This window comes from Methanobrevibacter sp. (assembly GCF_045126245.1).
Lineage (GTDB): Archaea > Methanobacteriota > Methanobacteria > Methanobacteriales > Methanobacteriaceae > Methanocatella.
Genome location: NZ_JBGVOG010000126.1, coordinates 1 through 21,744, shown reverse-complemented (window position 1 = coordinate 21,744; position 21,744 = coordinate 1). Strand labels below are relative to the sequence as shown.

General features: G+C 34.5%; 27 protein-coding genes. 17 read left to right on the top strand and 10 right to left on the bottom strand.

What is annotated here, in order from left to right; all coding sequences use genetic code 11:
- Positions 1-49: 49 nt before the first annotated feature.
- Positions 50-466 carry a C-GCAxxG-C-C family protein gene (locus ACJMLZ_RS09140; protein ID WP_405305314.1) on the bottom strand — a complete coding sequence of 139 codons (417 nt, stop codon included), beginning with the start codon at positions 464-466 and terminating at the stop codon, positions 50-52.
- Between the two features lie 117 nt (positions 467-583).
- Between ACJMLZ_RS09140 and ACJMLZ_RS09135 the strand changes: the two genes are divergently transcribed.
- Positions 584-2,125, top strand: coding sequence for a phenylalanine--tRNA ligase subunit alpha (locus tag ACJMLZ_RS09135; RefSeq protein ID WP_405305313.1), 1,542 nt, complete (start codon positions 584-586; stop codon positions 2,123-2,125).
- A complete protein-coding gene (locus ACJMLZ_RS09130) occupies positions 2,125-2,898 on the top strand; it encodes an exodeoxyribonuclease III (RefSeq protein ID WP_405305312.1) in 774 nt (257 codons plus the stop codon). The genes ACJMLZ_RS09135 and ACJMLZ_RS09130 overlap by 1 nt, the downstream gene beginning before the upstream one ends.
- Positions 2,899-2,917: 19 nt before the next feature.
- Here the strand turns inward: ACJMLZ_RS09130 and ACJMLZ_RS09125 are convergent, their stop codons facing one another.
- Complete coding sequence (locus ACJMLZ_RS09125; RefSeq protein WP_405305311.1) at positions 2,918-3,610, bottom strand: TIGR02253 family HAD-type hydrolase; 693 nt, start codon at positions 3,608-3,610, stop codon at positions 2,918-2,920.
- A gap of 38 nt (positions 3,611-3,648) precedes the next feature.
- The gene (locus tag ACJMLZ_RS09120; RefSeq protein ID WP_405305310.1) at positions 3,649-4,332 is read right to left on the bottom strand and encodes a DNA polymerase domain-containing protein; all 684 of its coding nucleotides are present in this window, start codon (positions 4,330-4,332) and stop codon (positions 3,649-3,651) included.
- A 199-nt stretch (positions 4,333-4,531) separates the two neighbouring features.
- On the opposite strand from ACJMLZ_RS09120, the gene ACJMLZ_RS09115 reads away from it, so the two are divergent.
- The 8 genes from ACJMLZ_RS09115 to ACJMLZ_RS09080 all read left to right on the top strand — a co-directional run bounded on the left by ACJMLZ_RS09115 (position 4,532) and on the right by ACJMLZ_RS09080 (position 9,227).
- Positions 4,532-4,879, top strand: a complete 348-nt coding sequence (locus ACJMLZ_RS09115; protein WP_405305309.1) for a hypothetical protein — start codon at positions 4,532-4,534, stop codon at positions 4,877-4,879.
- 79 nt (positions 4,880-4,958) lie between these two features.
- On the top strand, positions 4,959-5,429 hold the full coding sequence (locus ACJMLZ_RS09110; RefSeq protein WP_405305308.1) for a hypothetical protein: 471 nt from the start codon (positions 4,959-4,961) through the stop codon (positions 5,427-5,429).
- Between the two features lie 3 nt (positions 5,430-5,432).
- Positions 5,433-5,669 (top strand): hypothetical protein, encoded by a 237-nt coding sequence (locus tag ACJMLZ_RS09105; protein ID WP_405305307.1) that lies wholly within the window; start codon positions 5,433-5,435, stop codon positions 5,667-5,669.
- 191 nt (positions 5,670-5,860) lie between these two features.
- Positions 5,861-6,235: a 30S ribosomal protein S8e gene (locus tag ACJMLZ_RS09100; RefSeq protein ID WP_292820475.1), complete on the top strand. Its 375-nt coding sequence runs from the start codon at positions 5,861-5,863 to the stop codon at positions 6,233-6,235.
- A 380-nt stretch (positions 6,236-6,615) separates the two neighbouring features.
- On the top strand, positions 6,616-6,966 hold the full coding sequence (locus tag ACJMLZ_RS09095) for a hypothetical protein (protein ID WP_405305306.1): 351 nt from the start codon (positions 6,616-6,618) through the stop codon (positions 6,964-6,966).
- A 161-nt stretch (positions 6,967-7,127) separates the two neighbouring features.
- Complete coding sequence (hypE, locus tag ACJMLZ_RS09090; RefSeq protein ID WP_405305305.1) at positions 7,128-8,147, top strand: hydrogenase expression/formation protein HypE; 1,020 nt, start codon at positions 7,128-7,130, stop codon at positions 8,145-8,147.
- Between the two features lie 9 nt (positions 8,148-8,156).
- The gene (locus tag ACJMLZ_RS09085; protein ID WP_405305304.1) at positions 8,157-8,558 is read left to right on the top strand and encodes an RDD family protein; all 402 of its coding nucleotides are present in this window, start codon (positions 8,157-8,159) and stop codon (positions 8,556-8,558) included.
- A 30-nt stretch (positions 8,559-8,588) separates the two neighbouring features.
- Positions 8,589-9,227, top strand: a complete 639-nt coding sequence (locus ACJMLZ_RS09080) for a hypothetical protein (RefSeq protein WP_405305303.1) — start codon at positions 8,589-8,591, stop codon at positions 9,225-9,227.
- 5 nt (positions 9,228-9,232) lie between these two features.
- Here ACJMLZ_RS09080 and cas4 read toward each other — a convergent pair whose 3' ends face one another.
- On the bottom strand, positions 9,233-9,922 hold the full coding sequence (gene cas4 / locus ACJMLZ_RS09075) for a CRISPR-associated protein Cas4 (RefSeq protein WP_405305302.1): 690 nt from the start codon (positions 9,920-9,922) through the stop codon (positions 9,233-9,235).
- Positions 9,923-10,009: 87 nt separating this feature from the next.
- On the opposite strand from cas4, the gene ACJMLZ_RS09070 reads away from it, so the two are divergent.
- Together ACJMLZ_RS09070 and ACJMLZ_RS09065 are read left to right on the top strand one after the other, a co-directional pair.
- Positions 10,010-10,870, top strand: coding sequence for a radical SAM protein (locus ACJMLZ_RS09070; RefSeq protein WP_405305301.1), 861 nt, complete (start codon positions 10,010-10,012; stop codon positions 10,868-10,870).
- A gap of 35 nt (positions 10,871-10,905) precedes the next feature.
- A complete protein-coding gene (locus ACJMLZ_RS09065; RefSeq protein ID WP_405305300.1) occupies positions 10,906-12,165 on the top strand; it encodes a DEAD/DEAH box helicase in 1,260 nt (419 codons plus the stop codon).
- On the opposite strand, the gene ACJMLZ_RS09060 is transcribed toward ACJMLZ_RS09065, so the two are convergent.
- The 4 genes from ACJMLZ_RS09060 to ACJMLZ_RS09045 are packed head-to-tail and all read right to left on the bottom strand — an operon-like array spanning position 12,166 to position 15,473.
- Positions 12,166-12,969, bottom strand: coding sequence for a winged helix-turn-helix transcriptional regulator (locus ACJMLZ_RS09060; RefSeq protein WP_405305299.1), 804 nt, complete (start codon positions 12,967-12,969; stop codon positions 12,166-12,168).
- Positions 12,970-13,025: 56 nt separating this feature from the next.
- Positions 13,026-14,441 (bottom strand): single-stranded-DNA-specific exonuclease RecJ, encoded by a 1,416-nt coding sequence (gene recJ / locus ACJMLZ_RS09055; protein WP_405305298.1) that lies wholly within the window; start codon positions 14,439-14,441, stop codon positions 13,026-13,028.
- On the bottom strand, positions 14,438-14,707 hold the full coding sequence (locus tag ACJMLZ_RS09050; RefSeq protein ID WP_405305297.1) for a signal recognition particle subunit SRP19/SEC65 family protein: 270 nt from the start codon (positions 14,705-14,707) through the stop codon (positions 14,438-14,440). Before ACJMLZ_RS09050 ends, recJ begins: the two co-directional genes overlap by 4 nt.
- Position 14,708: 1 nt before the next feature.
- Positions 14,709-15,473: a uroporphyrinogen-III synthase gene (locus tag ACJMLZ_RS09045; protein ID WP_405305296.1), complete on the bottom strand. Its 765-nt coding sequence runs from the start codon at positions 15,471-15,473 to the stop codon at positions 14,709-14,711.
- A gap of 175 nt (positions 15,474-15,648) precedes the next feature.
- Between ACJMLZ_RS09045 and ACJMLZ_RS09040 the strand changes: the two genes are divergently transcribed.
- Together ACJMLZ_RS09040 and ACJMLZ_RS09035 are read left to right on the top strand one after the other, a co-directional pair.
- Entirely contained in the window at positions 15,649-16,113 is a 465-nt protein-coding gene (locus tag ACJMLZ_RS09040) for a flavodoxin (protein ID WP_405305295.1), read from the top strand.
- Entirely contained in the window at positions 16,106-16,621 is a 516-nt protein-coding gene (locus tag ACJMLZ_RS09035) for a flavodoxin family protein (protein WP_405305294.1), read from the top strand. The genes ACJMLZ_RS09040 and ACJMLZ_RS09035 overlap by 8 nt, the downstream gene beginning before the upstream one ends.
- Positions 16,622-16,653: 32 nt before the next feature.
- On the opposite strand, the gene ACJMLZ_RS09030 is transcribed toward ACJMLZ_RS09035, so the two are convergent.
- The gene (locus tag ACJMLZ_RS09030; RefSeq protein WP_405305293.1) at positions 16,654-18,168 is read right to left on the bottom strand and encodes a hypothetical protein; all 1,515 of its coding nucleotides are present in this window, start codon (positions 18,166-18,168) and stop codon (positions 16,654-16,656) included.
- A 240-nt stretch (positions 18,169-18,408) separates the two neighbouring features.
- Between ACJMLZ_RS09030 and ACJMLZ_RS09025 the strand changes: the two genes are divergently transcribed.
- Genes ACJMLZ_RS09025 through ACJMLZ_RS09015 form a run of 3 tightly spaced genes read left to right on the top strand, consistent with a single transcriptional unit; the run spans position 18,409 to position 20,956 of the window.
- Positions 18,409-19,248: a phosphorylcholine transferase LicD gene (locus ACJMLZ_RS09025; RefSeq protein ID WP_405305292.1), complete on the top strand. Its 840-nt coding sequence runs from the start codon at positions 18,409-18,411 to the stop codon at positions 19,246-19,248.
- Positions 19,249-19,279: 31 nt separating this feature from the next.
- Complete coding sequence (locus ACJMLZ_RS09020; protein WP_405305291.1) at positions 19,280-20,248, top strand: NAD(P)H-dependent glycerol-3-phosphate dehydrogenase; 969 nt, start codon at positions 19,280-19,282, stop codon at positions 20,246-20,248.
- A gap of 12 nt (positions 20,249-20,260) precedes the next feature.
- The gene (locus tag ACJMLZ_RS09015) at positions 20,261-20,956 is read left to right on the top strand and encodes a 2-C-methyl-D-erythritol 4-phosphate cytidylyltransferase (protein WP_405305290.1); all 696 of its coding nucleotides are present in this window, start codon (positions 20,261-20,263) and stop codon (positions 20,954-20,956) included.
- Between the two features lie 9 nt (positions 20,957-20,965).
- Here ACJMLZ_RS09015 and ACJMLZ_RS09010 read toward each other — a convergent pair.
- Positions 20,966-21,744 (bottom strand): phosphorylcholine transferase LicD (locus tag ACJMLZ_RS09010; RefSeq protein WP_405305289.1); only part of this gene is annotated, 779 nt, incomplete at its 5' end.

Below are 21,744 nucleotides of genomic sequence, written 5' to 3'. Positions count from 1 at the left end.
TTTTTGTAAGTTATTTGAAATCTAATTTTGAATAACTTCTTTTTTTAATTTATTCATTTATAATTTCTTTTACAATTTTTGAAGCTGATTCAACCATTTTTGGGCAGAATTCATTAAATAAATTGTTTTCAACTGCAGATTTCACACCTTCGGGAGTTGAAATATCACAACCGAGCAGGTCATTGCAGATGTAAGATCCATTTTCGCTTTTAAATTCATCTAAAAATCTCTCGCATGTTTCGTTTGATTTCTCTTTACTTTCACCATATTTCAAACCTAAAACCATAAGTGCGCCGGTGCATGCTCCGCAGACTTCTCCTTTGCTCATTCCACTTCCAAAGCATGCTCCAATTTTCAATGCCATTTCTTTATCAAGACCTAGGGCGGGTGAAAATGCTGCAAATACTGCCTGGGAGCACATATAACCATTTTCAAATAATTCTACAGATTCATTAATTTCAGACATAATTAATTATTTTTATTTTCTATTAAATTAAGTTATTTTTTTGTAATTAACATCATATTTATAAATGTTTTTTAACATATATTATTATATTATTAATCTTAAAATTATGGTGTTTAAATGAGTGAGGATATTAAAAAAACCATTAGTGAATTACATATTTATGAAAAGAAACTTTTAAAAGAGCTTGAGGCTAATCCTAAAGCCACTCCGGAAGAGATTGCTCAAAATACAGGTATGGATATTAAATCTGTAATGAGTGCAGCGGGTTCACTTGCATCTAAAGATATCATTGAAGTTGAAAAAGAAGTTCAAAAAACTTATTCTTTAACTGAAGATGGTGTGGAATATGCTGAAAAAGGGCTTCCGGAACGTAGAATTTTGGATGTTTTGGCGGATAAGAAACAAATTCATATGAAAGATTTAGCCGATGAAACCGGTGTGGACAAAAAAGAAACCAATATTGCTATTGGCTGGTTACGTCGTAAAAATTGGGCTGAAATCGATAAGGGAATGGTTAATATCACAGATTTTGGTAAAGATTTTGTATCCAAACTTGATGTGGATGAAGAAACATTGAACTATCTTAAAGCAAATGCTGATGGTGTTAAACTTTTCACTGATGATTTGATGGACGGAATTAAAAAACTTGCAGGCAGGAAAAATATTTTAGATATTAAAAAAGAAACCTCACATTCTTTTGTAATTTTACCTAAGGGTGAAGCTATCCTAAAAGAAGGATTCACCATTCAAGAACAGGCTACTCAATTAACACACCAACAATTAAAAGAAGGGGAATGGAAAAGCTTACAATATCGTCCTTATGATATTAATGCTGAAGCGCCTATAGTATTTGCAGGTAAAAAGCATCCGTTAAGAGTCATCATTGATGAAATAAGAGAAATATTTTTGGATATGGGATTCGTTGAAGATAACGGAGAATATGTTGAATCTGCATTCTGGAACTTTGATTCACTTTTCCAACCGCAGGATCATGCGGCACGTGAAATGCAGGACACCTTTTATCTAAAAAACCCTTTAACTTGTGATTTGACTGATGATGATTTGGTAAAATTGACTGCTGAAACTCACGAAACCGGCGCGGATACAGGTTCAACCGGTTGGCAATATGATTGGAGCGAAGATATTGCGCGCCAAAGTGTTTTAAGAACTCACACTACAGGAATATCTACAAAGCACTTGTTTGAACATGAACCTCCAATCAAGATGTTTTCTGTAGGTAGGGTATTCAGAAGGGAAACTTTCGATTATAAACATTTGCCGGAGTTCCATCAGGTAGAAGGACTTGTATGCGGTGAAGGAATTAGCTATCAAAATCTTTTAGGTGTTCTAAAAGAGTTTTATAAGAAATTAGGTTTTGAAGTAAGATTCAGACCGGCTTATTTCCCTTATACTTATTTGTCTACTGAAAGTGAAATTTATCTGGAGGAAAAGGAAAGCTGGATTGAACTTGGTGGGGCTGGAATGTTCAGACCTGAAGTGTTAAAACCATTGGGAATTAATCAGCCTGCATTGGCTTTCGGTATGGGTATTGAAAGGTTGGCCATGATAAGGTATGATGTGGAAGACATTCGTATGCTTTATAAAAGTGATATCAAATGGCTTCGTGAAGTTCCTCTTGATAATGGAGTCGAATTATAATGTCAATTAAGTTGGTTTCATGGAATGTAAATGGAATAAGAGCAGTTTCTAAAAAGGAAGAGTTTTGGGACTGGTTTGAAAATACTGATGCTGATATTATCAACTTTCAGGAAGTAAGAGCCACTAAAGATAAAATTCCTAAGAAATTGGATGATGTGGATGGTTTTGACTCATTTTTCAATGAGGCTGAAAGGAAAGGTTATAGCGGTGTTGGAACTTATTCAAGAATAAAACCTGTCGATGTTGTCAAAGGTCTCGGCATTGAAGCGCTTGACAGTGAAGGCAGGGTTTTAAGAATTGAATATCCGGATTTCATTTTATATAATATATACTTCCCTAATAGCGGAATGAATGCCAAAAGACTTGATTTTAAAGTTGATTTCTGCAATGCATTGCTGGAACAACTTGTTGAGCTAAAAAACCAGGGTAAAAATATTGTAATTACCGGAGATTATAATATCGCCCACAATCCGATAGATGTTTACAATCCTAAAAACTGTGAAGGAAAATCCGGTTATTTGCCTGAAGAACGTGCATGGCTTGATGAACTTGAACAGGCCGGTTTCATTGATACTTTTAGGATGTTTGATGAAGGCGAGAATAATTTCACTTGGTGGAGTTACAGAACCCGTGCACGCGAGAGAAACGCCGGTTGGAGACTTGATTACTTTTATGTAAATGAAGAAATCCGGGATAAGGTAAAATCAGCTGAAATCCTAAATGAAATATACGGTTCTGACCACTGTCCAGTAACATTGGAACTGGATTTTTAAAAATAAGTTAATTTGGTGATTATAATACTGTGTTTACATCACCAATATTATCAATGATTGTTATATCTAATTTTTCTTTTTTAATGTATTCCCTGTCATCTTCTGTGATGTCTGAATTTACAAGAATTGCACTTAGACCGGCATTCACGGCACCTAACGCATCTTCCTTAAATTTATTTCCTATCATCACTGATTTTTCAGGATTTCCTTTCATTTTTCTTAAGGCCACATCATAAATTAGCTTGTCTGGTTTTTTCTTACCGACCTCTTCGGATGTAATTACAGCATCGAAAAAGGAATATACATTTAATCTGACTAATTTTTCCCATTGTTTTATTGTAATCCCATTTGAAATTACAGCTAGACGATATCCTTGACTTTTAAGATAAATTAAAGTATCGATGGTTTCTGCATAGGGCCTTAAAAGCGCTATCTTAACATTGTGGTATGTTATCATTCCAAGAGCTACAAGCATTGGGTCTTCATGGCCTAATACAACTTGGGTTAATACGTTGAAGTGTTTACCATAATTTGATCCTTTTTCACGTATGATTGTTTTTAAAACGCCATATGCTTCATCTTTGTCTAAAGGTAAACCATTATCAACCATCAATCCAATAGCTGCTTTTCTTGCAGTTTCAGCAAAAGCTGTTGTGTCAAGTAGTGTGCCGTCTATATCGAAAAAAACAACACGGTCATCATTGTTCATCATATGATTATAATTTTAATTATAATATCTTATAAATTTTTTTAGAAAAATGCATCTAGACTTTGCTGGACCTCTCCGCGGGCAAGGTCTTGTAAGTCTTTTTTAGAATATCCGAAGGAATACATTATTCTCTCGATAGCCGGAATCATTTGATTGTTGATGTAGTAATCTTTGTCATATGCATATCCTTCACTGTATTCATATGGTACGGCCCGTTGACTAATGGATCCTTTTCCTTTTACAATTATATACTGCACGATTGTCCCTCGTGTAACTTTAATGCCATGTTCCTCTATTTTTCTTGCAGCAACAACATGAGGTCCAACTTGCTTGTATTGGTCAAGGGGCTTTGTAATTTGTGTGTGGATGACAAGTTCCTTATTGTCAACATCACCATTTTTTATTCTTTTGAATACTTTTTTTACTTCTTCAATAGCTTTATCAGAATTTCCTTCCTTTAAAATAGCCATTAAAACGGATTCTTGTGTTTTTTTAACAATCGGCGCCCAGTCTCTCCTAACCAATTCCAGTCCTTTGGCTATAATTTCCCCGTCTTCAATTACTGCATACCTTTTTTTACTTACAAAAAACCCTCTTCTGTAAAACCCTTCATATTCAAGTTCCATACTTTCGGGAAGGGTTGAGTTAAGGTATGTGATGAATTTTTGAGCTTGCGCTTTGATTTCCGCTTCAAGAGCTAATTGTTCTTTTGTCTCTTCTACCATTGGGACACCTTTTGATTGTTATATAATTATTTAATTGAAGTGTTAATAATAGTTTTCTAAATCAATTTTTTATTTTAATTTCATTTTTATTGCCTTTATATTAAACTATTTATCTAATGAGAAGGTTATATTAGTTTTCAGACGCTCTTAGGTTTTAATTATATGTTATTCTGGATATACTATGAGTGAGGTTTTTAAAATGAATACAAAAAGGTTAATTTCAAGTTATGACGAAATAAATGATACGTTCGTTGGAAAAATTGATGGGAAAAATAGCTATTGTGCAGACTACAGCATTTCAGATGGAATTTTTTTAGCTATCGATAAAAATAACATTCCATGTTCCGTATTTGTTGATAATGCATCAAATGTGTTCAATGTCCCTAAGACTATTTTGGAAAATTCCAATGTCAAAATAGCCATTGATTGTGATAGTGTTTTCCTGTCCTTTAACATGTTTATTGAAGATTTGAAGATATGTTCCATAAAATCTGAAAATAGATGTGGAATTCCCAAAATAAATTTTTTAATGGATACTAATTACTAATTATCCATTATCCTTTTTTTCATATCACTATTTTAAATATCACTTATTAAATAGTAATATTAAATATGGATTTTTTGAGGTGAATATTATAGTCAAAATAAATTATTGTCCTTCATGCGGCTCAGAATTACTCGAAAGAAACTTTACTTGTCCTTCATGTTGTTTGGACATTGAAGAACTATTTGCTAAAGGTTATTTATTGGAAAGCAACAAGGAAAACAATACTATTGAATTATTTGAAGGAAATGATGAAATAATCGTTGTGGATGATGAAATCATGAATGGTCGGGAATTGGAGATGCCTGAAGATGAAATTGTCGTTGTCATTCCCAATGATGAAAATAATGATGAGATAGTTATTGACCTGGATGATCTGGGCATTGATGTTGAAAACATTGATGATGGCATAAATATTGTTATTCAGGTTGAGGGTGCCGATTCGGAGGATAATTTTGAATTTGGTGATGGAGAATTGCTTTACTGCAAATGGCATTTTGAAAATGATCCATATGACATAGTTTATTATAAATTTGTTAACATTGGGGATTGATTTATGAAAGAAGTTCCATATTATACTCTGGATGATGAGGGCAACTCACAATTTGTTTCTTCAAGTGGGGAAGCATACATTGATGATGGCGATTTAAGAGAACTGCTGATTGATTTTTTAGGAGATTCAATTTCCGAAGAGGAAATCCAAAAAATTTTGGATGCGGCTTCTGATAAGAACTTGACTGAAGAGGAATTCGATAAGCTGGTTGATAATTTTATTTTAAAAAATAAAAAATAAATTCACTTTTTTCTTTTAAAAAAATAAAGTTTATATATAATGATAAAGTAATATCTTATTATCATTATTCTTTAGGGCTCTTTTTTGCTCTCAGAATTAAACTGTTATTTTTTCTTGCTTACAGTTTTAATTGAAAGAGTCTTATAGACTGCGATTATTATTTAATGTATTATATTTATTTAGGTGAAATAATGGCAATTTCTCAAGGAAAATCAACTAGAAGTCCATCCGGTGCAAGAAATGTTGCAAACCGTGGAAAAAGAAAAGCTGAATTAGGTAGAGATCCAGCTGAAACCAGATTAGATGAAAAAAAATTAAGAAAAATTAGAACCCGTGGTGGAAACGAAAAACTCAGATTAGCTACTGGTAATAAAATCAATGTCACTGATGCTGACGGCAAAACCAAAGTAGTAGATATTCTTAATGTAGTTGAAAACACTGCAAACCCTAACTACGTAAGAAGGAACATCATTACCAAAGGTGCAATTGTGGAAACTCCTGAAGGTAATGCTAAGGTAACATCCAGACCTGGTCAAGATGGTGTTATCAACGGAATTTTAATTTAAAGATATTTCTTTAAATTCTTTTTTTTTAAATTTTACTTTTTATTTGCTATTTTTGCTTATTGATTATCTATTTTTTGGTTTTTGCCGCAAGCAACACTTACACGCGAAAAATTTTATTAATAATTTTTAGAATACCTAAATTTGTAGAGAAAAAAAATAGCAAATGTTCCTCAAAATATTAATCGTGAGGAATTAGAGGTAAAAATGTTTAAAATTTGGAATTTTAGCTTAGTCGAAGGATTCAATACAGCCGTTGAAAATTTAGGAGGCATTGGCATTTTTAGGAATATTAATTTTAACAAAAACCATATGGATTACTGGTTTGATACACATTAAATCCGGCTATAGGAATTCTTGTAGGTGCAGGCATAGGGGCTGCTGTGGGCGCCATATGTTCAAAGGCAATCATTTCAAATGTTTATGATGTGAACGTTAACAGGTATGCGATTTGCATAACTTTGATTGCAGGCTGTGCTTTAGCCGGCGGGCTTGGAGGTTATGTCGGATGCAGTTTAGCTCAGGGGTGGGCTGTTGAAGCTGCTGAAAATAGTGTAATAGAAGAGTCCATAGATGTGGACAGTATTTTTTCAAGCTCAGGCTTTGACGATGCCGGATCACTCAGTGATTTAAGCAGCGAATGTCAGGAATTGTTGGATGTTTGGTATAATGACGCTGAACTTGATGCAATGATTGCAGAAGATTCAATTCATTATGCTGAAGCAGTAATCTAAAAATACGGCCTTTCAGGGCACATTTTCCGATGTGCCCAAGATTCTTTTTTTAAAATCTTTTGTAAAATTAAAATCATGTAATTCATATCTTTTTTTCATAATTTTATATACTTGTTATTACATATATTATCTTGTTATATACTATTGAATTAGGAGATAAAATGTCAGAAGATAAAATTAATATGAATCATGGTGCTGGCGGAGAAGTAATGGCTAACTTAATTGCTAGCACAGTTTTAGATAATATCACAAAAAAGAGCGTAAATGGTGGTATTAGCTTAGATGATTTAGATGATGGTGCATCTATTCCTATGGGCGATTATGAAATTGTCCTAACAACTGACGGTCACACTATCGATCCGTTATTTTTCCCAGGTGGAGACATAGGCAGAATTTCAGCTGCAGGAACCATCAATGATGTTTCTGTAATGGGTGCACGTCCATTGGCTATATCTAATGCAATCATCATGCAAGAGGGGTTCCCGATTGAAGACTTGGATAGAATAATGAAATCCTTAAATGAAACCTGCGAGGAAGTTGATGTTGCCGTAATTACCGGTGATACCAAAGTAATGCCTCAAGGAAAACTTGATGGAATTGTAATGGTGACTACAGGTATTGGTTTAGCTAAAAAAGGGGAAGTCATTCGTGATTCAACTTTGGAAGTAGGAGATAAGATTATCGTAACCGGCAGTTTGGGTGATCATGGAATGAGTCTCATGTCATTTAGAGAAGGTTTCGGTTTTGAAACCGATTTAAAATCTGATGTTGCTCCAATGTGGAATATAATTAAAAAGGCTTTAGAAATCGGAGGAGTTACAGCAATGAAAGACCCTACACGAGGGGGTTTTGCAAATGCAATCAATGAAATGGCATCTAAAGCGGGTGTTGGTGTTGTGCTTGAACAAGAAGCAATTCCAATAAGAGATGAAGTTCATGCTGTATCTGAAATGTTAGGAATTGACCCATTTGAAGTAGCCAATGAAGGAAAAGTTGTCATGGGCGTTAAGGCGGATAAGGCTGAAGCAGTCCTTGAGGCTATTAAAGGCGAAAAATATGGTGAAAATGCTGCAATAATCGGTGAAGTGGTTGAAGGGGATTATGTAATCGTCAACACACCTATTGGTGGTGAAAGAATTCTTGAAGCGCCAATAGCCGATCCTGTTCCAAGAGTATGTTAAGGTGATAAAATGGTATCTGTATTTACAAGAAGAATAATTGCTTATGTTCTTGACTTTTTTGTTGTTTCATCATTCATGTGGATTGTATCTTATTTATGTTTTTTAGTAATAAATCCTGTTGATGTTTACTATGTATATCAAATTTTCCCGGTTCTTGTTCCAATTCTGATTATGGCTTATTTTGTAGCTTGTGAAAAAATAAAAGGAGCTACCGTCGGCAAATCTTTAATGTATTTGCAGGTTCGTTCAAGAAATGGTGCATATATAAATTGGGCTCAGGCAATAGTACGTAATTTATCTAAAATATTCTGGATTCCAATTATTTTTGATTGGGGTATCGGCAAATTTTTAGATAAAGACAGAATTTTGGCCTATATTACAAAGACTGTTGTTGTCGATGAGCTTAGATAAGCTCAATTTTTTTTATTTTTTTTTGATATGATGATTAAAAAAGTTCAAATATTATGGTATTTAAATAAGGAAGACTTGGAAAATTATTGTCTTGACTTTAAAGAGTATAAGTCACATAAGCTTGATGGTTATGAAGTTTGTGAAGTTGATGAAGACCTTATTTTTGATTTGTGTGATGTTGATTCCGATAGATTGGAACCAATAGGATATTTTAAAAATAAAAAGGAAATTGAAAACTACGTATCCCATTATATTGCAAACAATGAATATGAACTAAGTCTCGATTCGCCGGAACTTAAATCCAAGATTGATGATGCTTTAAGTTCAATCGATTTTGACGGTGAAGATTATTATATTTCAATTGGTTCAGGTATTGGTAAAGAGGATAATAAAATCTGCAGTTGGTTTGAATCTCTAAAAAAAGAATATAAAAAGGCCACCCGTGAAAATCTATGGGTTTTAGCCGTAACCGGTTATGATCCTTATGACTTATCTTTAACCGGGAAAACATTATCATTCATTTTAGCGGATATTTTGAACCTGAATGAGTCTTCTCTTGATGCTTTAATTCCAAATAAAGGAAGGATTACCGCCGAAGAGTGGAACGAAATACTTGAGAAAATCTATAAAAAAAATAAAATATATTTAGGTTTGAATAGAGTTGTTTAAATATACTATTTTTTCGAATGTTCACAGTAACTTTTGTATCTGCAGGATCTGCATTTGTTTGGATTTTTAGTTGGAATGAAAGGTTTTGAACCGTCCAATAATCCCTGCATCCTATTTATTGTAAATTCTATCTCTTTTTCAATTTCAGGAGTAAACACTTCAATCCAAAAGAGATTGTTGGTACCGCGTTCTCTAAGTGCACCTTTGATTTTCCTGGAATCATTGGTCATGTCCTTAAAAGCTAGACAGTATGCCCTAACTTGATTCATTGTTGATTGATATGGTGTGCGGCCAGGCTTATCATCTATTATCACAATTTCATCCGGTTTCATCCATATTTCATCAATATACCCTCTTATGCCGTAACTGGGAGAAATTACAAAGCATTCTCTTGACATGCTTGCTTCGCTTTTTGATGTTTCTACAACCTCTTCAAAGGTTGCCGGAGTTGCATCTTGCTTAAAGATGTCTTCAAGCTGCTGGTGGATTTGACTGCCATGGGTCATTGCGCCGGTAGGTGCAGTTTCAATACCTTCCATGTACTCGAGATATATCTGATATTCGCAATATCCCTGTTGGTTGAGCCAACTAATGGGGAAATTGTTTTTATCTTCAATAATTTGGACATCTTTTATGTCAGGGTGCTTTTTAATTGTGTATTCATTGTCAAATCCTGTAATGTTTTTCTGTTGCATATTTTATTTTATGTTGCTTTTTATTTGATAATACTTTTCATCGGCTCTTAGTGCTTTTTTATATAGTATTTTTTATAAACTAATTTTATGCATTATGTAACATCCAAAAGCATATTATCTTCAAAAAATGGAATGAATCTCTATAGGGGATGTACACATGGTTGCATCTATTGTGATTCAAGAAGCGGAGTTTATGGGATGGACCATAAATTTGAAGATATTGAAGTTAAGCGGAATTCTATTGAATTGCTAAAAAAGGAACTTATTAAAAGACCTAAAGCAATGATTGGAACAGGGTCTATGTGCGACCCGTACATACCGCTTGAAAAACATTTGCAATATGTGAGAAAATCTTTAGAATTGATATACAGATATGGATTCGGCTTTACTTGCATAACAAAATCAGATTTAATACTTAGAGATCTGGAACTGCTTAAAAAGATCAATGAGAAATCAAAAGTGGTTGTTCAAATGACGTTAACGACTGCAGACGAGAATCTATGCAGGATTTTGGAACCTAATGTATGTACAACAAAAAGAAGGGTGGAAGTTTTAAGCATTCTAAAGGAATCCGGAATTCCGACTGTTGTTTGGTTATGTCCAATTTTACCTTATATAAACGATACTGAAGACAACATTAAAAGACTCCTTGGATATTGCATTGAAGCTGATGTCAGGGGGATAATCTGTTTTGAAATGGGCTTAACTTTAAGGGATGGCAGCAGACAATACTTTTATGAAAAATTGGATGAGCATTTTCCAGGATTAAAAAAAAGATATGTCGATGAATTTGGCAGGGATTATGCAATTCCTTCACCTGAAAACACTAAACTAATGGAGATTTTTAGAGATGTCACTTCAAAAAATGGAATCATGAATGACAGTGGTGAAATTTTTGAATATCTATCCGAATTTCCACAAAAATCACACCAATCAAAGTTAGTCTAAATGGTTAAATAGCTATTTTTTTAAATATTAATATAATGAGTTTTGAAGATTTTAACATTTCATCACAAGTTAAGCAGGCCATTCTAGAGATGGGTTTTTCAAAACCAACACCCATTCAACAGAAGGCAATTCCAGAAGCTTTAAAAGGAATCGATATAACAGCACAAGCGCAAACTGGTTCAGGCAAAACGATCGCCTTTGCAGTTCCCGTTTTGGAAAAGATTTTCATTCCGGACAAATCACCTCAGGCCATTATCCTGTGCCCTACAAGAGAGTTATGCATGCAGGTTGCAGATGAGATTGGCCGTGTAGGATCCAAAATTAAAAAACTTAAAGTTTTGGCCGTTTATGGCGGCCAACCAATCGGAAAACAGACAAGGGTTTTAAAAAAAGGAGTCCACATTATTGTTGGAACTCCGGGTCGCGTAATTGATCATATCGAAAGGGGAAATCTGGATTTAATAGGCATCGAAAGTGTCGTGTTGGATGAAGCTGATGAAATGTTGGAAATGGGTTTTAAGGAAGATATTGAGAAAATATTATCCAATACTCCAAGTCAAAGGCAAACCTTACTTTTCTCAGCAACCATACCTTCTGAAATTCGGGAAATTGCTAAAAAATACCAAAAAAATCCGAAATTTATTAAAATTTCTTCAAATAAGAAAAACCTCCCAAAAATTACCCAATATTTCTATAAATGTGATATAAAGGATAAATTTGATTCATTAACTCGTTTAATTAGAGCTTATGACGTGAAACTTGTTTTAATATTTTGCAATACCAAGAAAAGTGTTGATTTTGTAAAAAAACACTTGAAAAAGCAGGAATTCAATGTCGATGCATTGCATGGGGACATGACCCAAAAAGCTAGAGACAAGGTTATGAACAAATTTAGAAATGGAAACATCAATATTCTGGTTGCAACCGACGTGGCTGCAAGGGGATTGGACATTGATGGGGTTGATGTGGTAATAAACTATGATGTGGCTCAAAATGCGGATGACTACACCCATCGCATTGGAAGGACAGCACGTGCAGGCAAAACAGGTTATGCATTTAGTTTAGTTTCAAAAGATGAAATTTCAAGGTTCAACAATATTAAAAAATCGAATAGGATTTCTGAAAAGCAAATCCCCACGCTTTTAGAGATTAATGAAATTAAAAGCCAACTTATTCTGGATGAAATTAAAAAATCAAAAGATAATGTCGATGAATATATAAAGATTATAAAAAAGAATGAAGCTAATTCAACTGAACTAGCCGCCAGATTATTAAAGATGATAATAGAAAATTAATTATTTTCCACCATCAATAATATTGAATTTAATTTTTTCATTTTCCAGCTCACGGATAAATGCTTTACTCATGTCTCCGACACAAATTGCAATAACATTCAATCCTTTACGAGCGGCATTTGCGGTTGCTTGAGGGGCTGCAAATTCAATGTCAATTTTTATATCGAGGATAGTTGCAATGGCACGTGCAACAGTACCTGCGACAGCAACCTTGTCGATTTTAGCACCACTATTTGTTCCATTTTCAAAAATTGTTTTGATTAATTCTAAATCAGAGGCTTTGGAACCTCCATCCTTAATTGTTGGAACGATGATGACTGTAACTTCACCGACTGTCATGTCAATAATGCCTGTTAGGTTTGTCAATGATACATCTCTGCCGGCTTCAGCATCTTCCATGACAACACCAGTTGCATTTTCTTCTTTTTTATGGGCATATAAGACTCCATTGCTCATGTAAAGTCCAACAACATCGTCCTGTTTTAAATCTTCATCTGCAATTGCCGGCCAAATAGTTTTGTAATGATTCATAGTTTCTAAAACGGAATCAGTATACTTTCTTAAACTTATGGCATCTCTTTTTACCTTATCAATACCGGCTTGGGTAATTTTATAAGGTGACCTACCGTCTTTAGAGGTAATATAACCTAATTCAATCAAAGTTTTAATATTTTCAGAAACAGCCTGTATTGTAATCCCTAAACTTTTAGCCAAATCTTTTTGTTTGAGATGAGGGTCTTGCTTTGAAATTTCACTTAATATTTGAAAGTGTGTAAGAGCACCTCTCTTTTTAAAAGTTTTCATAATTCATTCCCCAATATAAATTAGTATTTTAATATTTATTTCTTAAATTATATAAATTAATTTGTAATTTTGTTATTTAGACTTTCATTAAACAAGTTAATGAATTCGTCTTTTTTGTCTATTGGAATGTATGCACCGCATGCCATTGCATGCCCTCCGCCAGTACCTCCAACTTCAGAGGCAATTTCTCGAATGATATTCCCGAAGTGAATTCCATCATATGAAAGCAATCTTGAACATCTAAGAGAAACTTTAAGACCCTTCTCATCGCTTTGTGTAAATCCGATAATTGGTTTTTTCCAATTGCAGTATCCTAAAATCATTCCGGTTACTGTTCCGACAATTTCAGGTTTAATTCCATTGCCGTCGAAGTATTGGAGATTTTCCAGTTCTATTATATGGGTTTCATCACTTTCGGCAACTGCGGATATTGCAGTAGCTAAATTATAGCGGTGAGTTTTACTGATAGCTTCAAGTTCGTCAAGTGCTTCGATTCTATCTCCCTTTAAAACTTCCATTGCCACTTTTTCTTCATGATTTCTTCCGCATGCGTTCATGGCTGTAGAAAATTCAGATCCGTCCCTTAAGAAACTGTCTTCATCTTCTTTTAGAAATGTATATGAGTCTCCAATGATGAGCTGAGGTATGTATCTTACATATTTTCCTGGAACCACTTTTGAAATCATCTCAACTAGTTTCTGGTATAATTTTGCCTTTTCTTCCATGGTCAGTTCATTGAGCGTTTTTCGGTTATGCTTTTCATCAATTCCGAGTTCTTCTAAAAGAGCCATGGTTTCAGTGGTATTGTTGGTAATCGGCAATTTCACATCACTGAAATAGGAAAGGGCAACAAATAACGGTCTGGTGTTGCGCCCGTAAATGTTGATGTCGCTTTTGGTTAATTCAAGATAACCTCCATCAATCGCATCCTGTTGAATGATTTCGTTTAAACCTTCAAAATGTCCTGATTTTGTATTTTGCATATCTCCAATAGCTGAAAGAACTCCGATCCAGCTTAAATCATTGTATCCAAATTCCTTTGCTAGAAAATAGCATAATCCTCCGCCGCAAACGTAGTATGACCCGTCAATCCCATGATGCAGTGGATTGATTTCCAGATAAGTGTAATTCTTATCGTTTTTATAGTCGAGATCCCTTAATGGAGGGTGGTGGTCCAATATTATGATTTTTTGTGAATCTTTTGCGTTTGTATCAACTCTCTGACCGGAACCCAAATCCGAGAAAATTGTAAGTTCGTGGTCAAGTTCTATATCATCTAGGACATCCAAATTAACAAATTCAATGTCATGAGATTTATTTTGTCTGTCAAGGATGGTTGATAATATTGCGCCTGAACAGATACCATCACAATCGATATGGGAATAGATTTTAATGTCATTTGATTGCTCAATGATTTCTCTTGCCTGATGGTATTGCTGAGTCATTAGCTGTGGCATTTCCATAGTAATCATTTCTTGAATTCTTTTATCTTTAAACTGATTTCACGGATAAGCTCCAGTTTGGTCTTATCCCATTCAACTAAAACTCTTCCTGATTTTTCATACCATTTTCCAGGATATGAAAACTCTTTTTGCACGTTATACTGTAGTCCTAGTCTTTTCAGGGCCTTTTCAATGTCACTTATAGTGGGATCTTTAACTGCATCCTCTAGTGAAATCTTGCGGCCTTCGGAAAGACTTAAGTTTTTATTCAAATATTGTGGCCAAATGGTAATCATTCTAACACCTATTCAATGTTTTAAATAATAGTTCCATCATGTCTGGAACCGTATATGTATCTGGGTAAATGTGATCAACGTTGTATTTGTCTAAAACCTTTGCGGTAATGGGGCCGATTGAAACTGTCAACAGGTTTTCATTCAACATTTCAGCTATTTCCTGTTTGTCTTCAGCTATTGTAAAGAAGTTTTCAACAGTCAGTGGGCTGGTAAATGTTATCGCATCAATTTCCTTGTTTCTGATTTTAGTTATCAAATTCTTAACTTTTGCATCGTCCATTGGAAAGAGTGATTTGTAAGCTTCAGCTAAAATTACCTTGTTTCCAAGTTTTTCTAAGCTTTCAGGTAAAACAGGCCTTGCAGAAGCGGTTCTCGGAATGCCTATTGTTTGATTTGTAATCTCTCTTTTTTTGAATTCTTCAATAAGGCCTTCTGCTGTGAAGTCTTCGGGCATCAAATCAACAGTCAATCCTTGCTTTTCAGCCAGTTTCCCGGTTTTGTTTCCAATAACTGCCAATTTGCAGTCTAAGGTTTTTATAAAATCCGGATAAAATTTGTTCAGTGAAACTATTGTTGTTGGGGATGTAAATATAATCCAATCAAGTTCGTCTTTTTTTGCAACTAAATCTTTTAGTGATTGGGTATTTACTGGTTTCAAATCAAGAGTTGGGGCAAGTACCGGCACCCCTCCTAATTTTTCAACAATTTCACAAGCCTTTTTTGCTCTATCTTGTGGCCTTGTTATTGCAACAACAGGTTTTGACATTTTTTTACCTCATTAATTTATACTGTTATATAATTTGTTTTTATTCGTTTATATTATTTGTTGAAATTGAGAAAAAATTAAAATTGATTTTAGTTAATGCGATTATTTCTTTAATTGTTGCATGTATAAACAATTTTATATATGATAATGTCTTAATTTTTAAATAGGTGATAAAATGAGTGATGTTTTAGTAGCTTATTTCTCAGCTAGCGGTGTAACTAAAAGCGTTGCCGAAAAGATAGCTGGCGAAAATGATTATGATATTTTTGAAATTGTGCCTGAAGAGATTTACACTCCTGAAGACCTTGACTGGACAGATAAGAATTCAAGATCAACAATTGAAATGAACGACAAGGAATTCAGACCTCCAATTAAGGAATCCTGTGATGTTTCAGGTTATGATACTGTTGTTATCGGTTTTCCTGTATGGTGGTATACAGCACCTACAATAATCAATACTTTCATAGAAAGTGTTGATTTGAGCGGAAAAACAATCAAGGCATTCTGCACTTCCGGGGGGTCCGGAATTGACAAATGCGTAAGCGATTTGCAGACAACATATCCAGAACTCAATTTTTCAAAAGGAATTAGATTCATGGGTGATGTTTCAAAAGCGAAAGGATGGATTGAAGATGAGTAAAAAGGTTATTGTTATAAGTTCTTCACCGAGAATAGGTGGAAATTCAGATACTTTATGTGATGAATTTGTAAGGGGAGCCCTTGATGCGGACAATGCTGCTGTGAAATATAATCTGGAAGAAATCAGATTCCACTCTTGTAAAGCATGCATGAAATGCAAGACTCCTGAAATGAAATGTTTCCAGGAAGATGGATTGGCTGAAGTCCTTGACAAGATGATGGAAGCTGATGTAATTGTATATGCCACTCCAATCTATTACTATTCCATGTGCGGAACACTTAAAAGATTCTTTGACAGATGCTATCCTATATTTAACCACTTGGAAGATAAGGATTACTATATCATAACTTCCGCAGGCTCTTCAAACGGCAATGCATTGACAGGAATCCGGGACTTCATCAGCTTTTCAAAAAACCCGACAGAAAAGGCTGTTTTCACTGTTATCGGTGATGCAAAATCCCAGCCTGAATTGTTAAAAGAAGTATATGAAGCAGGTTTTGACTGCTAAAAAAATAAAAATTGGGAAAGAACTAATCTTTCCTATCCTTTATAAGGATTTGAACTAGTGTATTTTTGACCGTTTACGGTTAAAGTGTATGAACCGTAGTCAATATTACCGGAAACTTCCAGAGCAGAAACGGAACTGTCACCGGTTAAGGTCCAGGTGGATCCTTCAGCAACGTTAACAGTTGTGTTTCCTGTGGAGTTGATTGCTCCTTTAAACTCTGTATTTTTCATAATCCAAGTTAAAGAACTAATTGAATCAACAATAACGTTTCCTTCTATTTTTTCATTATTTGTGTTTACTTCAGCTGTTCCTCCATTGGAACCCTGAGTTCCCCATTGGCTTTGACCGGCAATTTCTAGGAATGTTCCGCTGCCAAAGCTCAACTCGGTATTTTCCAAGTCGATAACGCATGCTGTGTTTGTAACATGAAACATTGGAGCTTCGGAGTAAACTGATGAGTCTTCAGCTATTGTCAGTTTGGTGTTTTCAGCTGAGAAATGTGATGTTCCAACATCTGCATCACCGCTCATGCTCTGATAGATGAATATTCCACCCAAATCAACGTAAGCATCACCATCTTTTCTGTTACCTTCCGCATAACCTGTCAGGTCACAGTCTTTTAATTCAATTGAGTTTTTACCCTCAATACATGCGATTTGTGATACATACGCGGTACCTTTGGTATTCTCGCAGGTAATGTTTCCTGTTGAATAGATTAAAGGTGAACCTCTGCCTGAATCTTTACTTACTCCAGTGTTGATTTCTGAGTTTTTAACATGCACCTGGCCTTCTCCGCGGTCGGTTGCAAGAGCTGCACAGCTTTGACCGTCAGTATTGATGATTACATTAACGGCGTTGATTATACCGTTGTATGTTGCATCAAGACCTCTTGACTTGTCTGAATGTGTTGTGATTTTCACATTTTCTATATTTGCCTGTGTGTTTCCTTCAACTGTGGTCTCGCCAGGTCCGCCACCGTTTCCTCCAGGGGCCTGACCTCCTTCACCGGAGCCTTGTGCTTCTGGTGGTTGGCCTCCGTCTCCTGAGCCTTGTCCTGCCCCGCCATTTCCGGTTGCTTCTGGTGGTTGGCCTCCGTCTCCTGAGCCTTGTGAAGAGCCATTGCCTGAAGCTTCAGCGTTGGTTACGAAAATTCCGTTTGACCCTTTGGAATTTGTGATGATTTCAACATTTGAAATATCCAAAGTACCGTTGGTATTTACTAAAATTGCGGAATTGACACCATAAAAGTCAGCGTCATCTCCTGAAGTTTGTGTATCACCTGTTTTATTTAAAAGGGAGTCGACCAATTTCAGAACTCCTCCGTTTTTAACTAAAATAGCATTGGTGTCGGCACTGTCTGTGTGATATAATCCTTTGCTTTCGTCTAAACTTTTTGCATCGACAACTAGGTTGCCTCTGTCTTCCAGTGCGTTTGCATCAATACTTGTGGATGCAGAACCAGCATTTGAGAGATGTGTAACTGAAAAAGCACCAGCACAAATTATTAAAAGTATTGCAATGATGGCAATTATGTATTTCCTGTTCATAAAAATAGTAACTTTAAAATGTTATTTAAATTGTTTGATTAAAGCCACTGGATAATTATTCAATTAATTAAATTTCTTTGCATTTTTCAATTTTCCTAACATTTATACAATATTGAATGTCTTTAATTTCACTAAATCGTTTATATTTTTTTATAACAAATGGAACATTATCCATTCCCTTAAAAAAGATTTTTCTTGTTTTACATAAATTTATATACAATTTTAAATAGAAAATAATTTATGAGTAGGGATGAATTTAGAAAATATAGTGATGAGGAAATAAAGCATATACAACAACTTGAATTAATGATTCTCAAGGATGTTGTAAACATTTTAGATAAAAACGATTTAAAATACTATATGTATGGAGGTTCCCTTTTAGGAACAATAAGGCATAAAGGATTTATTCCGTGGGATGATGATATTGATATAATTTTATTTAGAGAAGATTTTGATAAAGCTTTAGAAGTTCTTTACGAGCAATTGCCGGATAAATATGATTTGATACATATGGATTATATAGATGATTGTTTCGGTTCCTTGGCGAAAGTTTCACTTAAAGGCACTACTTTTGGTCGATGGTACACCTCTTATGTGAATTATGAATTGGGTATTAATATAGATTTGTTTCCTCTAGATAATCTTCCTAATAGTGACTTTTTAGGAAAACTGCATCATTATGGATATACTTTCTGTTATCAATTTGTCATCAATTCATGTATTAAAATGGATATGTATACAAAATTTAGAACTAAATTGCATCATTTGGCTTATGATATTTTAAATTTCATTCCTATAAACAAGAAGTTTTGGAAGAAATTGCTTACAAAAGAAATGACATTTTTCAGCTATAGGGAAACTGAAAGAGTTGTTGACTGTTTTAATCTCGCGGGGTATATGGCTTATCAAAGAAGTGATTTCGAACCTGCAATCAAAGCCAAATTTGAAGATTTTGAAGTCCGAATCCCTAAAAATTATGATAAGCTTTTAACACAAATCTATGGGGACTATATGAAAATTCCTCCGGAAGAAGACAGGTATAATGCTGCACCGGAAATTCTTGATTTTGGCAAGTATTAATTTTTTATATTAAAAAATCAAATATTAAATCATGTTTTCTAATATTGGCGTTGTTGGTGCAGGTGCAATGGGAACTGCAATTTCCCAAACTGTTTGTGATAATACTCAAAATGTTTTGTTATATGCTAGAAGAGAGGATGTTGCCAATTGCATAAATGAAACACATTTTAATAAGGATTATTTTCCGAATATTCGTTTACAGGACAATATCGTAGCTATAAATGATTTAAATGAATTGGCAAATGCTGAAGTAATCTTTTTAACATTGCCTTCATCTACAATAAGGGAAGTTAGCCGCAGTTTAAAGGACATTATTTCTGATGATTGTGTCATTGTCAATACCGCCAAAGGTCTTGAAAAGGGATCTCAAAAAAGAATGAGTGTTGTCATCGAAGAGGAAATTGGCATGTCTGCCGCGGTTTTGTCCGGACCAAATATTGCCTCTGAAATGGTTGGAAGAACATTTTCTTCAGCATCCATTGCATGTGAAAACAAACAGTATCTTGAAAAAGTTAAAAAAGCATTATCAACTTCCAAATTCAAGGTTTCTGCCACAGATGATGTTATCGGTGTAGAATATTGTGGTGTAATCAAAAATGTAATTGCCATATCGCAGGGAATTTGTGAAGGAATGAAAATTAATGACAATGCACGTTTTTCAGTATTCACAAAAACTTATAATGAAACTAAAGACCTAATAGAAAAATTTGGCGGTAATAGGAACACTGTTGATGATTACTGCGGTTTTGGAGATATCATCACTGCTTCAACTTTAAACGTAAGTAGAAATCATACTTTAGGCGTTTTATATGGTCAGAAAATTGTAGTTGATGAGAAGGCTTCAGGAGTTCTTTTTGAAGGAAAAAATACGATTATCATCATGAAGGAATTATGTGAGGAATATGGCATTCGCTCTGCAACCGTTGATTTTACTTATGATGTTATTATTGATAGAATCAGCCCGGAAAGGGCATTTGAAGAATTTTGGAATAAATTATAATGGGATGATTCGATGATTTGTGCAGCTATGTTGGCTGGAGGCATAGGAAGCAGATTAAAGCAGGGAATACCTAAACAGTTTGTTAAAATCAACAATAAACCGATTCTGGTTCATTCAGTTGAAAAGTACTTAAATGTTAAGGATTTTGATAAGATTATTGTATCCTCTCCAAAAAGTTGCATTGATAAGACAAAAAGATTAATGGAGCAATACTTCCCACATAACGATAAAATTGTAGTCATTGAGGGAGGTTTGACTCGTAATGGAACTATTTTAAATTCCATTCAGTATATGAAAAACCAAAATTGCGAAAAGGATTCTATTTTAGTAACCCATGATGCATCAAGGATATTTGTATCTGAAAAAATAATTGAAGACAGCATTAAATATGCTATTGAGACAGGTGCAGCAAGCGCCGCCGTACCGGCCATAGATGTCATATTCGAATCTAAAGAAGAAGGAAAACTCACTGATATTCCATTAAGAAAGCATTTATGCCATGCACAGACTCCACAATCTTTCAACATTGACGAATTTTTGGAAATTTATGAGGATTTGTCAGATGATGAAATAGATAAATTGGATGAAGCCATGATGCTGTTCCATTTAAGGGATAGGGATGTAAAATTATTCCCTGGAGATCCGGGCAATTTTAAGATAACCCGTCCTTTTGATATCACATTGGCAGAATCTATTTTTAAAAGTTAGTTTTCTATTTTAATATTCCCCAAAATCAATTTCTTCGGGAGCGCCATTGAATCGGGATTCTTCTGGTGGAAGTTCCATATACTCATCAAAGTCCATTCTTAATATCTTATCGAAATTGTTGGGTATGTTCACTTCCATGTCTTCGAATTTTGCTCTTTTTAAAGGCAGCCAATCTTTTCTAAAGGACATTTGCATCATGTTTTCTGATGGGAAATCACAGACTTCTTCACAGTCTTCATATTGGTATTTTGTGAATTCCTTCACGCATCTCTTTTTAATACTGTTTGGGGAAATATGAAGAATCTTTATTGTGTAGTGGATTGTTTGCTGAATTATTTCTTTTATTTTAGACTCGTTTTTAAATTTGAGGATGGAATATGATGTTAGCATATTTAAAAAGAAGCATGTCCATTTATGAACAAACTTTTTTATTTTGTTGCTTGGAACATTATCCAAAATAAAGATGTCCAAAAAGATATTCGGTGTGTAGTCAACTTGATCACCCCACCATTCCTTGAATAGGGTGTTTTTTAGGGTTAGTCTTCCCCAGGTATAATGGTATGTTTCTTCATTTAGAACATTAAAGAATTTAAATCTGTCATCAATATTTTCTTCAAAGATTTTGTTTAATTTTTCAAAGTCCTCTCTAAACATGATTACGTCGATATCGTCATCCCAAGGTATGAATGCCTGATGTCTTATAGCGCCAAGCAAGCTTCCAGCATACAAAAAATAAGTCAGGTCATTTTCTTCACAGACTTCAATGAAATACTTTAGAATTTTAAGTT